The organism is Ruegeria arenilitoris, from assembly GCF_013032855.1.
Classification (GTDB): Bacteria; Pseudomonadota; Alphaproteobacteria; order Rhodobacterales; family Rhodobacteraceae; genus Ruegeria; species Ruegeria arenilitoris.
This window is the reverse complement of the sequence record NZ_WQDA01000001.1, coordinates 552,529-565,096: the sequence shown is the minus strand read 5'-3', so window position 1 is coordinate 565,096 and position 12,568 is coordinate 552,529. Positions and strand designations below refer to the sequence as shown.

The 12,568-nt window shown below is 62.9% G+C and carries 14 protein-coding genes; 6 read left to right on the top strand and 8 right to left on the bottom strand.

Features of this window, described 5'->3' with window-relative positions; translation table 11 throughout:
* The first annotated feature begins 72 nt into the window (after positions 1-72).
* Positions 73-822: a 4Fe-4S dicluster domain-containing protein gene (locus GOW72_RS02735; protein ID WP_170364975.1), complete on the top strand. Its 750-nt coding sequence runs from the start codon at positions 73-75 to the stop codon at positions 820-822.
* A 1-nt stretch (position 823) separates the two neighbouring features.
* Positions 824-1,696: a dimethyl sulfoxide reductase anchor subunit family protein gene (locus GOW72_RS02730; RefSeq protein ID WP_170364299.1), complete on the top strand. Its 873-nt coding sequence runs from the start codon at positions 824-826 to the stop codon at positions 1,694-1,696.
* A 74-nt stretch (positions 1,697-1,770) separates the two neighbouring features.
* On the opposite strand, the gene dapA is transcribed toward GOW72_RS02730, so the two are convergent.
* Positions 1,771-2,643 carry a 4-hydroxy-tetrahydrodipicolinate synthase gene (dapA, locus tag GOW72_RS02725; protein WP_170364973.1) on the bottom strand — a complete coding sequence of 291 codons (873 nt, stop codon included), beginning with the start codon at positions 2,641-2,643 and terminating at the stop codon, positions 1,771-1,773.
* A gap of 133 nt (positions 2,644-2,776) precedes the next feature.
* Between dapA and GOW72_RS02720 the strand changes: the two genes are divergently transcribed.
* Complete coding sequence (locus GOW72_RS02720; RefSeq protein WP_170364970.1) at positions 2,777-4,750, top strand: lytic transglycosylase domain-containing protein; 1,974 nt, start codon at positions 2,777-2,779, stop codon at positions 4,748-4,750.
* On the opposite strand, the gene GOW72_RS02715 is transcribed toward GOW72_RS02720, so the two are convergent.
* Together GOW72_RS02715 and mnmC2 are read right to left on the bottom strand one after the other, a co-directional pair.
* Entirely contained in the window at positions 4,724-5,593 is an 870-nt protein-coding gene (locus tag GOW72_RS02715) for a DMT family transporter (RefSeq protein WP_170364968.1), read from the bottom strand. The genes GOW72_RS02720 and GOW72_RS02715 overlap by 27 nt on opposite strands.
* Entirely contained in the window at positions 5,590-6,255 is a 666-nt protein-coding gene (gene mnmC2 / locus GOW72_RS02710; protein ID WP_170364966.1) for a tRNA (5-methylaminomethyl-2-thiouridine)(34)-methyltransferase MnmC2, read from the bottom strand. Before mnmC2 ends, GOW72_RS02715 begins: the two co-directional genes overlap by 4 nt.
* 55 nt (positions 6,256-6,310) lie before the next feature.
* Between mnmC2 and GOW72_RS02705 the strand changes: the two genes are divergently transcribed.
* Positions 6,311-7,345, top strand: a complete 1,035-nt coding sequence (locus GOW72_RS02705) for an NAD(P)/FAD-dependent oxidoreductase (protein ID WP_170364964.1) — start codon at positions 6,311-6,313, stop codon at positions 7,343-7,345.
* Here the strand turns inward: GOW72_RS02705 and GOW72_RS02700 are convergent.
* The 4 genes from GOW72_RS02700 to GOW72_RS02685 form a co-directional block, all read right to left on the bottom strand.
* On the bottom strand, positions 7,337-8,149 hold the full coding sequence (locus GOW72_RS02700) for an HTD2 family dehydratase (RefSeq protein ID WP_170364962.1): 813 nt from the start codon (positions 8,147-8,149) through the stop codon (positions 7,337-7,339). The two genes, GOW72_RS02705 and GOW72_RS02700, sit on opposite strands and share 9 nt — an antisense overlap.
* Positions 8,150-8,187: 38 nt before the next feature.
* A complete protein-coding gene (locus GOW72_RS02695) occupies positions 8,188-8,730 on the bottom strand; it encodes an NADPH-dependent FMN reductase (protein WP_170364960.1) in 543 nt (180 codons plus the stop codon).
* Positions 8,731-8,866: 136 nt separating this feature from the next.
* On the bottom strand, positions 8,867-9,538 hold the full coding sequence (locus GOW72_RS02690; protein WP_170364958.1) for a YiaD family glycine zipper/OmpA-like lipoprotein: 672 nt from the start codon (positions 9,536-9,538) through the stop codon (positions 8,867-8,869).
* A gap of 129 nt (positions 9,539-9,667) precedes the next feature.
* Positions 9,668-10,315 (bottom strand): RluA family pseudouridine synthase, encoded by a 648-nt coding sequence (locus tag GOW72_RS02685; RefSeq protein ID WP_170364291.1) that lies wholly within the window; start codon positions 10,313-10,315, stop codon positions 9,668-9,670.
* A gap of 94 nt (positions 10,316-10,409) precedes the next feature.
* On the opposite strand from GOW72_RS02685, the gene GOW72_RS02680 reads away from it, so the two are divergent.
* Both GOW72_RS02680 and GOW72_RS02675 read left to right on the top strand, forming a co-directional pair.
* Positions 10,410-10,820, top strand: coding sequence for a nuclear transport factor 2 family protein (locus GOW72_RS02680; protein WP_170364955.1), 411 nt, complete (start codon positions 10,410-10,412; stop codon positions 10,818-10,820).
* Positions 10,821-10,827: 7 nt separating this feature from the next.
* Positions 10,828-11,535: an SGNH/GDSL hydrolase family protein gene (locus tag GOW72_RS02675; protein ID WP_342355335.1), complete on the top strand. Its 708-nt coding sequence runs from the start codon at positions 10,828-10,830 to the stop codon at positions 11,533-11,535.
* Here the strand turns inward: GOW72_RS02675 and rarD are convergent.
* Positions 11,526-12,431 carry an EamA family transporter RarD gene (gene rarD / locus GOW72_RS02670; RefSeq protein WP_170364954.1) on the bottom strand — a complete coding sequence of 302 codons (906 nt, stop codon included), beginning with the start codon at positions 12,429-12,431 and terminating at the stop codon, positions 11,526-11,528. The genes GOW72_RS02675 and rarD overlap by 10 nt on opposite strands.
* Positions 12,432-12,568 lie beyond the last annotated feature (137 nt).

Sequence of the window (12,568 nt, the reverse complement as noted above, 5' to 3'; positions counted from 1 at the left end):
TAGATTGAGCCGAGCGGCTCAAGAGGGGGCTGCCCCCCTTTCGGCCCCGGCCCTCGACAAAGAGCAGACGCCATGACCCAACTTCCCCAATCCACCGAGCGAAAAATGGGCCTGGTCATTGACCTGGATACTTGCGTCGGCTGTCATGCCTGCGTGATCTCCTGCAAGGGCTGGAACACCGAGAACTACGGCGCCCCCCTGTCCGATCAGGACGCCTATGGCGCGGACCCCTCGGGCACATTCCTGAACCGGGTGCACTCTTACGAGGTGCAGCCGGCCGAAGGTGCCGCCCAGCTGATCCATTTCCCGAAATCCTGCCTGCATTGCGAGGATGCGCCCTGCGTCACCGTCTGCCCCACCGGCGCCAGTTACAAGCGGGTCGAGGACGGGATCGTGCTGGTCAACGAAAGCGACTGCATCGGCTGCGGCCTGTGTGCCTGGGCCTGCCCCTATGGCGCGCGCGAACTGGACGCCGCAGAGGGTGTCATGAAGAAATGCACCCTTTGCGTTGACCGCATCTACAACGACAACCTGCCCGAGGAAGACCGCGTTCCCGCCTGCGTGCGGACCTGCCCCGCGGGGGCCCGCCATTTCGGTGACTTGGGCGACCCCGACAGCGAGGTCAGCCAATTGGTGGCCGAGCGCGGCGGAATGGATCTGATGCCCGAAATGGGTACCAAACCGGTCAACAAATACCTGCCACCCCGCCCCAAGGATACGGTCGAGGACCAGATCGACATCCTGGCGCCCCTGCTGGCGCCGGTCGCCGACGAGCCGAAGGGCTTCCTTGGCTGGCTGGACAAGGCATTGGAGAAGCTCTGACATGCATCCCGCACCTTCCGTCATCCTGTTCACCACTCTGTCGGGGCTGGGCTTCGGCCTGCTGTTTTTCCTGGGCCTCGGCTTTCCGAATGTCTCGGGCTGGGTGGCCTTCGTATTCTTCGCCATCGCTTATGCGCTGTCCGTGGGTGGGCTCATGGCCTCGACCTTTCACCTCGGCCACCCCGAGCGCGCCCTCAAGGCGTTCACCCAATGGAAGACAAGCTGGCTCAGCCGCGAGGGCTGGTGCGCAGTTCTGGCCCTGTTGGTCATGGGGCTCTATGCGATCGGCGTGATCTTTCTGGACCAACGCTGGTCCGGTCTGGGTCTGATCGGTTCGCTGCTCTCATTGGCGACCGTATTCACGACCTCGATGATCTACACGCAACTCAAGACGATCCCGCGGTGGAACCTGACACTGACGCCCGTGATGTTTCTGAGCTTCAGCGTGGCCGGTGGCGCGCTTCTGGCGGGGCAGACCGCATTTGCGATCCCGCTGCTGTTGATCGCTGCGCTGGTTCAGATTTTGTACTGGCGTTCGGGCGATCAGGCCTTGGCCAATTCGGGAACCAATCTTGGTACGGCAACTGGCCTTGGCGACAGGGGTTCTGTCCGCGCGTTTGAACCGCCGCATACAGGAACCAACTATCTGCTGCGCGAATTCGTTCACGTTGTCGGACGCAAACACGCAGACAAGCTGCGGGCCATTTCCTTTGCCTTGGCCTTCGTGGTTCCCGTCGGTCTGTTGATCCTACCGTTCAACCACCTGGTCGGAGCGCTGGCGGTGCTGTCTCATATGGCGGGTATCGCAACCTCGCGCTGGCTGTTCTTTGCCCAGGCCGAACATGTGGTCGGGCTGTACTACGGCAAGCGCTAAGTCGCTCTGCAGGCAAGCAAAGGGCGGTGCCGGTTCTCCCGGACACCGCCCTTTTACTTTCGGAACGCGCCTGATCAGATCAGGCCCGCATGCTCCATCGCGGCATCAATCGCGGCCTTTGTGCTGTCTTCCAGCGTCGTCAGCGGCGACCGCACTTCTTCGGTGCAGCGTCCCAGTTTGCTGAGCGCGTATTTCGCACCCACCAGGCCCGGTTCGATGAATATGGCCTCGTGCAGCGGCATCAACCGATCCTGATATTCCAGCGCCGTCGCATAGTCGCCCGACAGGGTCGCCTGCTGGAACTCGGCGGACAGCTTTGGGGCCACGTTCGCGGTGACCGAGATACAGCCAACGCCACCATGAGCGTTGAAACCCAGGGCCGTCGCGTCCTCACCAGAAAGCTGGCAGAAGTCTTTGCCGCAGGCAGCGCGCTGCTGGCTGACGCGGGCAAGATCGCCCGTGGCGTCCTTGACACCGATGATCCGAGGCAGTTGCGCCAGCGCACCCATGGTGTCCGGGTTCATGTCGATGACCGAGCGGCCCGGGATGTTGTAGATGATGATCGGAATATCCGCACAGTCATGCAGCGCCCGAAAATGGGACAACAGGCCTTTCTGAGTCGGCTTGTTGTAGTAGGGCGTGACGACCAATGCCGCATCCGCACCCACTTTCTGTGCGAATCGCACGAACCGGATGGCTTCGACCGTATTGTTCGACCCGGCCCCGGCGATGACCGGCACGCGCCCCGCGGCGGCCTTGACCACCTCGGCCACTACGGTTTCGTGTTCCTCGTGGCTCAGCGTCGGGCTTTCGCCGGTCGTGCCGACGGGCACCAGACCGGTCGACCCTTCGGCAATCTGCCATTCCACCAATTGTTTGAGCGTATCCAGGTCCAACTCGCCGTTGCGGAACGGGGTGACGAGAGCTGGCATCGAGCCTTTGAACATGGAACGCTCCTTGAGGTTCAATCGTGTGATGTGCGTCGCGGGCCGACACGAATTTAGGTTTCTTGAGTTGATCCCGGCGGCGCAAGGTTTATCCTGAATGGCTGTATCCTCGGTTGGTCGGGAAATGCAAGGGATGACACGGATTCTGTCGCTGATCGCGACGATGATTCTAGCTTTGACGCTTCAAACTCAGGCCGTGCGGGCCGATGCGGTGTCCGATCTTCGGGCCGCAATGTCCGAAATGCGCAAAGGCGACTGGAACGCCGCCTTGCGCGTGGCCGGCACCCGCGGCTCGGTCGCGCGCGACATCATCGTGTGGCACTGGCTGCGCCAAGGGTTCGGCAGCTCGGGCGATGTTCTGGTCTTTCTGGACCGGCGGCCCGACTGGCCGGGCCTTGCCTGGCTGCGCCGCAAAAGCGAGCCGTCCTTTACCGGCGCGGACCCGGACCGGGTGCTGAAGTTCTACAAGGACACCCCCCCGCAGACCGCCGAAGGAGCTCTGAACTATGCCGTGGCACTGAAGGCCAAGGGCCGAACCGGTGAGGCCGAGGCGGATATCGTCACTGCCTGGCGGACAATGCCGATGGGCTCGGGCCTGCAGCAGGACTACGTTCAGAACTTCGGATCACTGCTGAAACCGCATCACGAGGCTCGTCTGGACCGGATGCTGTGGGATGGTCATCTGATCAGCTCGGCCCAGATGCTGCCGCTGGTCAGCGAAGACTACCGCAAACTGGCCGAAGCGCGGATCGCCCTGCAAAAGCGCCAACCCGGCGTGGATGGCAAGGTTGCCGCCGTTCCAAAGGCGCTTGCCGATGATCCGGGGCTAGCCTTTGACCGGTTCGTATGGCGGGACCGCAAAGAGCTGGACGACAGTGCCATTGACCTGATGCTGGCGCGCTCGACCAGCCCGCAGGCGCTGGGCGAACCCGACAAGTGGGCCGAAGGGCGACGCAGGCTGGCTCGGCTGGAAATGCGTCAGGGTGATGCGAACCGGGCCTATGCCATCGCCGCCAATCACCACATGACACCCGAGATGGGGTATGGATATGCCGACCTCGAGTGGCTGTCGGGTTTCCTGGCTTTGCGCAAGCTGAACGACCCGGCCACAGCCGTTCGGCATTTCCAGAACTTCCTGGGGGCTGTGAAGTCTCCGATCTCGATGGGTCGGGGCGGGTATTGGTTGGGCCGGGCCTACGCCGCAACCGGAAACGCCGAGAAAGCCTACGAGGCTTATGCAATCGGCGCCGACTACCAGACCTCGTTCTATGGCCTGTTGGCTGCAGAACAGATCGGACGGCCATTTGAAAGCGACCTGGCCAACCCGCGCCGGGCGCCCCATTGGAAACAGGCCGAGTTCGCCAAGTCCAGTGTGCTTGAGGCGGGGCTGCTGCTGATACGAGCTGGCGAGCCGGAATTGGGCGAACGGTTCCTGACGCACCTGGTCGAGAGCCTGGATCCGGTGCAGGCCGGCCAGCTGGGTGATCTGGCGGTCGAGTTGAAGGAGCCGCATCTGGCTGTGATGATCGCCAAACGGGCCGCGACGAATGGAGTCGTATTGCCCGCGGCGTATTATCCAGTCCATCCCGTTGCGGATATCGGATTGCCAATGGCCAAGGAAATGACCCTGGCCATCGCCCGCCGCGAAAGCGAATTCGACCCGGTCGTGATCAGCGGTGCCGGCGCGCGCGGCCTGATGCAGGTGATGCCTGCGACCGCCAAGCTGGTCGCGCAGGAACTTGGCATTCTCAGCGGCCATCAGACGGGACGTTTGACCTCGGATTGGCGATACAACGCCAAACTGGGGGCAAACTATCTGGCCGGGCTGGCTGCTGAATTCAACGGCAACGTCGTGATGATGGCCGCAGGTTACAATGCCGGCCCCAATCGCCCGAAATCATGGATGGACCGCTACGGCGACCCGCGGACCGGCGCGGTGGATATCGTCGACTGGATCGAGACGATCCCCTTCAACGAGACCCGCAACTATGTGATGCGGGTGACCGAGAGCCTGCCTGTTTACCGCGCAAGGCTGGGCAAACCCGCGCTGCCGATCCCCTTCTCGCAGGAGTTGGTCGGATCAACCCTGTCTGCGTTCGCGCCATAGGGTGAACAGACCCGCCGCTACCACCAGCCCCGCCCCCGCGATCACCGCGGGGCGCAGGGTCTCGTCAAAGATCGTGATGCCCAGGATTGCGCTCCACATCAGGTGGAAATAGGCAAAGGGCTGTACGGCGCTGGCCTCGGCCATCTCGTAGCACTTGATCAGCAGCCAATGCCCCAGAACGCCGGTAATGCACAGCAGCCCCATCCAGAACCAATCCCGCGGCACCATCGGCTCCCAGAACCACAGGCCGATGCAGGTCATGACCAATGCACCGACGATCCCGGTCCAGAAGAAGCTGGTTGCGGTGCTGTCCTGACGCGCGGCATAGCGGGTCAGCAGACCATAGAACGCAAACATCAGCGCCGAGATCAGGGGGATTACTGCCCACGGATTGAAAACGCCCATGCCGGGCTGCAGAATGATCAGCACGCCAACGCATCCGACCCCGATGGCCGACCAGCGCCGCCAGCCGACCTTCTCGCCCAGCACCGGCCCGCTGAGCGCGGCGACCAGAAGCGGATAGCAGATGAACACCGCCTGGCTCTCGATCAGACCGAGAATGGTAAAGCCGTAGACGGCGACGCAGATCTCGCCGGCAAGCAGCAGACCGCGCAGAATCTGCAGGCCCGGTTGCCGCGTCCTGGCGGCGGCCGCCAGACCACCGGGTGCACGCGCCGCCAAGGCAATCACGAAAGCTGCAAAGAACCAGTATCGCAGCATGACCACCATGTAGGTGTTGTACGTGCCGGCCAGATGGCGCGAGATGCCGTCCTGCAACGCAAACACGATCGTGGCCGCGATCATCAGCGCAATACCCGCCCGCACGTTGTTTGTCTGGGTCATGCCTTGGTCGCCCGCGTCATGTGCCGTTTGCGGCCGTATCCCGGCGCGCGGGATACCGAAAACCCGGCTTCCTGCAACCCACGCCGCACGAACCCGGCTGCGGTATAGGTGGCGGCCGTCCCTTCGGGCGCTGTATGGGCCGCCACTTGCCGTATCAGTTCCGGCTGCCACAGCTCAGGGTTCTTGGCGGGCGAGAACCCATCCAGGAGCCAGGCATCGGCGAGCCCGTCCCAAACAGGCAGGGTCTGGCGGGCATCACCTTCGATCACGGTCAGACGCAGCGTGCCCAAATCACAGCCGCCACCCTGCCATCGGTCAAGGAACCGGTCGGCCCAGGGCGCCAGCTCGGGAAAGGCCGCAAGCGCGCGCTTCATATCGGCAGGGGCCATCGGAAAGGCTTCGAAACTGGTGAACGTCAGCGGACCCGATTGTCCGGACTTCTCCCATTCCGACCAAGCGGTCAGCATGTTCAGTCCGGTTCCGAACCCCAGCTCGGCGATGTGAAAACCGGGGGCAAAGCGAGCGGGCAGATCGTTGCCTTGCAAAAAGACATGACGGGTCTCCTCCAGTCCGTTCTGAAGGCTGAAATAGGGGTCGTCGAAACGATCAGAAACAGGGACTGTCTCATCCCTCCACGACAATTTGGCGCGCTGGTCTGCCATCGGGAAATCCTGTAGCTAAGCGGCGCGACACTGAACAAGGAAAAGGGGATTGGCAATGGTCGATGTGACGATCCGCGGGGCTGGGATATTCGGCCTGTCCATCGCCTGGACCTGTGCGCGACGTGGCGCCAGGGTCCGGGTCGTCGATCCCTACGGCGCGGGTTCAGGGTCCAGCGGCGGGCTGGTGGGCGCCCTTGCCCCGCACGTTCCGGAAAACTGGAACGACAAGAAAGCATTTCAATTCGAAAGCCTGCTGATGGCCGAACCGTTTTGGCGACAGGTGGAGGCCACCGGCGGCGTTTCGCCCGGCTATGCGCGTCTGGGGCGGATCCAGCCCATCAACGACCCAAAGAGCCTCGACCTGGCGCATCAGCGTGCGGCCTCGGCCCGCGACCTGTGGCAGGGTCGGGCTGAATGGACCGTGGTCGAGGCGCGCTCGGTCGGATCGTGGTGCCCGCCCAGCGCAACGGGTTTCGTCATCCACGATACGTTGAGTGCACGCATGCATCCACGCCGGGCCGGCGCCGCGCTGGTGGCCGCGCTGGCCGTGATGGGGGTTGAGGTCGTGCCCGAGGCCCCGGACACCGGGGCAGTCATTCATGCGACCGGGGTGTCCGGCCTGTTGGAACTGTCCGATGCTTTGGGCAAGGCGGTCGGAAACGGGGTCAAGGGACAGGCGGCACTGCTGCGGTTCGACGCGGGCCAGGTGCCGCAGCTGTTTGCGGAGTCGATCCATTTCGTGCCCCACGCCGACGGGACACTGGCCATCGGCTCGACGTCCGAGCGGGACTATGACGACCCGACCGGCACCGATGCTGCGCTTGACGATGTGATCCAGCGCGCGTTGCAGGCGGTTCCTGTTCTACACGGCGCGGAAGTGATCGAGCGTTGGGCCGGAGTCCGCCCCCGCAGCAAGAGCCGAGCGCCGATGCTGGGCGCACACCCGCTGCACAAGGGCCAGTTCATTGCAAATGGCGGCTTCAAGATCGGGTTCGGCATGGCCCCAAAGGTAGCCGAGGTCATGGCAGATCTGGTGCTGGACGGACAGGATACGATCCCCGAAGGCTTCCGCCCCGAGGCGTCACTGTGACCGTGGAAGGGCCACGGCCTGCATGCACTGCCGCCCGTCAGAACCGCGGACCCAAAAATCGTTTCCGTTTCGGCACAGCGTGGCAGGCTCGAAATGCATCAGCGGAGAGGCCGCGCGAAAGAAAAACTCGGCCAGCGGCCCCATGAGATCAGTGGCGAGCAGCATCAGATGCTGCGCCAGAAGCGGTCCATGAACCACCAGCCCGGCATAGCCTTCAACATCGCGGGCATAGTCAAGGTCATAGTGGATGCGGTGGCCATTGAAAGTCAGCGCCGAGTACCGAAACAGCAGCGTGGTGTCGAACGCGACCTGGCGCAGGTCTGTTTCGTCCGTCCGGGCAACGGAGGCCGCTGGTTTTGGTGCATCGGCCGAGGGGTCCTCGCGATAAACAAGGTCCTGCCATTCGGTCAGGCACAGCGTATCGTCCTGCCAGATTTCGTGCTTGAGGGTCACAAACCCCAAGGGCCCGGTCCGTCCAGTTTTGGTGCTCACATTGCTCAAGGTCGAGCGGCGTTCGGCTGGTGTGCCAGCAATCAGCGGAGCGGCGAACCGTAATCGCCCACCGGCCCACATCCGACGCGGAAGACCGAGGTCGGGGACGAGCCCTTCGCCCACCACGGGATGGCCGTCGCGCCCCAAGCCCTCGGGCGGGCGCGGCGACCAGAAATACAGCTGGTGAAAGAACGGCGGCAGCGACGTGCCCATCCCGATCGAAGGTGCCTGCCCCAACGCCACCTGAAACGCCGCCGCCCGGGCAGGGTCCATCACGTCGTGCTGAATTTCCGAGGAAACTTGATCCGTCATGGCCGCACCCTAAGCAGGCTCGGCCAGCCCGACAAGGCTCAGAACCCTGCTTCGGCCCGCAGCTTCTCCATCAACTGGCCCAGCGTCCGTTCGTACCGGTCGCTGCGCAATCGACCTGCATCGTCGAACTCGTTCGAGCTGTCGGCCAGATGAATTTCGGGGCCCTGCAGGATGCGCGGCTGAAACGGCACCATGAAAGACCGCAGGATCATCTGCGCCCGTTCGCCTCCGGCCCGGCCCGCCGCTGCTGACATCACCGCAACCGGTTTGTCGGTCCAGGGATTGCCCTTGGTCCGGCTGACCCAGTCCAGCGCGTTCTTCAGAACGCCTGACGGCCCTTTGTTGTATTCCGGAGTGGAAATGACCACCGCATGGGCACCGGCGATCTGATCCGCCAGGATCTGAACTTCGGCCGGGATCCCCTCGGCCTCCTCAGCATCTCCATCATAGAGTGGCAGATTCAGATCAGCTTCGATGAACGTTCCCGCGCCGAACAGGCGCGCCGCTTCACGGATCAGGCGTCGATTGGTGGCGTTCTGCCGCAACGAGCCGGACAGGCCCAGAAGGATCGGTTCGGACATCAGGATATCTCCGTCATGTGTTTCGGCTGCAGTTTAGTCATCCCGACCGCAAACCATAGCCCGCCTGACGCGCAGTCAATGTGCAAAAAGAAAGGGGCCGCTCGCGGCGGCCCCCGGCGGTTGGCTGTTGATCGGCTCAGGCGTTGCCGCTTGGCACGATCACGATCTCGACCCGGCGGTTCTGCGCCTTGCCCTCGGGCGTCAGGTTCGAGGCGATCGGTTGGTTTTCACCGCGGCCGATCGTGGCAATGCGCGCATAGCTGACGCCATTGGCCTGCAGAACATCCGCCACCGCATTGGCGCGGCGTTCGGACAGGATCTGATTGTAACCGGCTTCACCATCGCTGTCGGTGTGCCCGATGATCTGTACGTTCGAGTTGGGATAGTTCACCAGGTTTTGCCCCACGCGGACCAGATCCGCTCTCAGCGCAGGCCGGACCGTGGCGCTGTCGGTATCGAAGGTGATGTCATTCGGAACCGTGACGATCAGCCGGTCTCCGGCGTTGACGATCGTGATACCGTCATTGGCCAGTTGCTGACGCAGTTCGGCTGCCTGCCGGTCCAACTGGTTGCCGATCAACCCGCCGCCGGCAGCACCAATGGCCGCACCCGCAACGGCACCCAGCCCAGGGTTCGAGTCATTGGCGATGGCGCCAACACCGGCACCAATCAGACCGCCCAACAACGCTCCCTGCTTGGCGTTCTGGTTTGGGTCGTCCTGAACCCGCAATGTACCGGGGTCGGTACAGGCCCCCAGCACAAATGCAGCGCTCAGCCCGATCGGCAGCAAGAATCTGGAAATTTTCATGGGTTCACCTTCTGCTCCTGCACCCGTTTTTCCGGGTTACGTGTTTGACGTGATTATAGCACGCCTGACACAAACAGGCTCAAGCGACAAAAACGTGAGATCGGCGAATACCCGCCGCCCTCAAGGCGCTCAGAAATCCGGCAGAGCGCGAAATTTCATCGATATGCCATCCTCGGGGTGTTTGACACGCAATTCCTCGGAATGAAGCATCAGCCTGGGGAAATCGCGCGCCGGTCCTTCGGCATAGAACGGGTCGCCCAGGATCGGATGGCCCAGTGCCTGCATATGGACCCGCAACTGGTGGGAGCGACCGGTTTTTGGAAACAGGCGAACGCGGGTGGTGTCCCCGTCGTACCGGACGACCCGCCAATCCGTGACTGCCGGCTTGCCGGTTTCGTGGCACACCATCTGGCGCGGCCTGTTGGGCCAATCCACGATCAACGGCAAGTCTACCGTGCCGGTTTTGGGTTCCAGCCGGCCCCACACGCGGGCGACGTAGGTTTTTCGTGTCTGCCGGTTTTCGAATTGCTGCCCCAGATACCGTTGAGCGTGCGGTGTCTGGGCAAAGATCATGACGCCTGAGGTATCGCGGTCCAACCGGTGGACCAGCAAGGCCTGCGGGAATGCGGCCTGCACACGGACCAGCAGACAATCGGCCAGGTGTTCTCCCCGGCCGGGAACCGACAGCAGGCCCGCCGGCTTGTTCACCACGATCACCTGCGCATCCTCGTGCAGCACGTCCAGCGGCGTTTTGGGGGGATCATAGGTATCGCTCATGCGGGCTGCCTATCGCAGGGCGCCGCCTCTCGCAACGTCGTCCTTGCGATGAGAAGGCTTCTCGGCAACTCTCGCGCCAGGCAGAGGAGATGACATGCACCCGACGATCGAACAAATGCAGGAAGTGGTCGCCAAGGGCGACGAGAGCCTGATCCATGAATTGCTGGCCGAAGACGTGCAGTTCCTTCCGCCGACCTACTACAGCACCTGGACAGGCCGCGCCCCGGTGGCGGCGGTATTGGGTCATGTTGGACAGGTTTTTTCCGAGTTTCGCTACCGCCGGATCATGGGCGATGGCAAAGACTGGGCATTGGAGTTTCAATGCAAGGTGGGTGAACTGGACGCGGTTGGCGTTGACCTGATCACGCTCAACGATGACGGGCTGATTCAGACATTCGAAGTCGCCATGCGTCCCTACAAGACCGTTGGCGCCCTGCGCGAGGCCATGATGGCGCGCGTCATGAAAGACCCCCGGTTCCTGGAATTTCGGAACGCTTTGAGCTGAGCCACCCGTGCCCATTGCCGCCGATCAGCTTCTGAGAGTTCCGCTGCTGCCGGTGCTGGCGGCACAGGCTCTGATGGTGCGACGAAGGGCCGTGCAGCTGCCCGAACCTGCTGGTGCGCGTGAGGGCCGGCAAGGCCGCGGGCCGAGACTGCGCCTGCTGATCACCGGCGACAGTTCAGCCGCAGGCGTTGGGGCTGGCACTCAGGAACAGGCGCTGTCGGGCCAGCTGGTGAAACTGCTCAGCCGCCAGTTCAGCGTTGAGTGGCGCCTTGTCGCAACGACCGGCCACACGACCGGTAACGCGATCGAAGACCTGCGCAGGACAGAAGGCCAGTTTGACGCGGCTGTTACGGCCTTGGGCGTCAACGACGTCACTCGAGCCGTGACCTGCAACCGGTTCAAACGGCAGCAGGCCGAGTTGATGCGCGTGCTTACCGTCGATCTGGGCGTGCGGACTGTGATCGTGACGGGCGTCCCGCGGATGGATCGGTTTCCGGCCTTGCCACAGCCCTTGGCATGGGTTCTGGGCCGGCAATCCGCGCGCCTTGACGAAGGGCTGAGAGAGGTGATCGCGAGCTTCCCCAAGGCCCGGCATCTGGCGCTGCACCTGCCCGACGATCCGGCCTTGGCCGCTGTGGACGGCTATCACCCAAGCCCCAAAGCCTATCGCCTTTGGGCCGAGCAGGCCGCGCGATTGATCCTCGATCAGGTCTGACCGCGCACCTGACGGATCATGGGCACTGAATAGACTACCAGTGCGGCCCAGATCAGCGGAAAGGCAATCATACGCCCGCGGTCGATCTGCTCACCAAACAGCGTGATCGCCGTGATGAATATCATGGTCGGCGCGATGTACTGCAGGATGCCCATGGTCGAAAGTCGCACCAGCTTGGCCCCGTTGGCATAGACCAGCAGCGGAACGGCGGTCACGATACCCGCCCCGGCCAATAGCATGGTATCCGATGCGGCACCTCCAAAATGTCCGGTGCCCTGCACGCCCAACCAGGTCACGTAAGCCAGCGCGGGAACCAGCAAAATCAGAACTTCAAGCAGGAATCCCTGGTTTGGTCCGATGGGCAACGAGCGCTTGAAGAACGCATAAAATCCCCAGCTGACCATCAACCCCAGCGCCGCCCATGGCAGACGGCCGGCCTCGACCACCAGAACCAGAACGCCCAAGGCGGCAAGCCCCACGGCAATCAACTGTGTTCGGGTCAGGGACTCGCGCAGCAGGATCGCTCCCAGCGCTATGCTGAACAGCGGGTTGATATAATACCCCAGCGCCGCGTCCAGAGCGTTGCCACTGGCGATCGCCCAGACGTAGATAGCCCAGTTCACTGAAATCAGGGCCGCCGTCAGGCATGCCATTCCCAACATGCGCGGATCGCGCAGCGCCGCCTTCAGATCACCCGTTCGCCCCAGCGCGACCAGCAACAGCCCGGCCACCGGTACCGACCAGATGATGCGATGCGCCACGATTTCGACGGGACCGATATGCGCCATTGCCTTCATGTAGAGCGGCAGAAAACCCCAAAGGACATACGCCGTAACAGCCAGCGCAAGGCCTTTTGGCGAATCCGTGTTCTGGGCTTGGGTCGGGCGCTCGGCCATGAATGGTCTCCAGCTGATACCCCCCGTCTTTAGGCAAAGTCCTTTGCCATTGAAACTCAGAAAAGCTTGAAGACGCCCATAACGAATTGTGATGGGTCGGCGGCCCTATCGTCCGGTGTGCGACCGGCAGAACCATG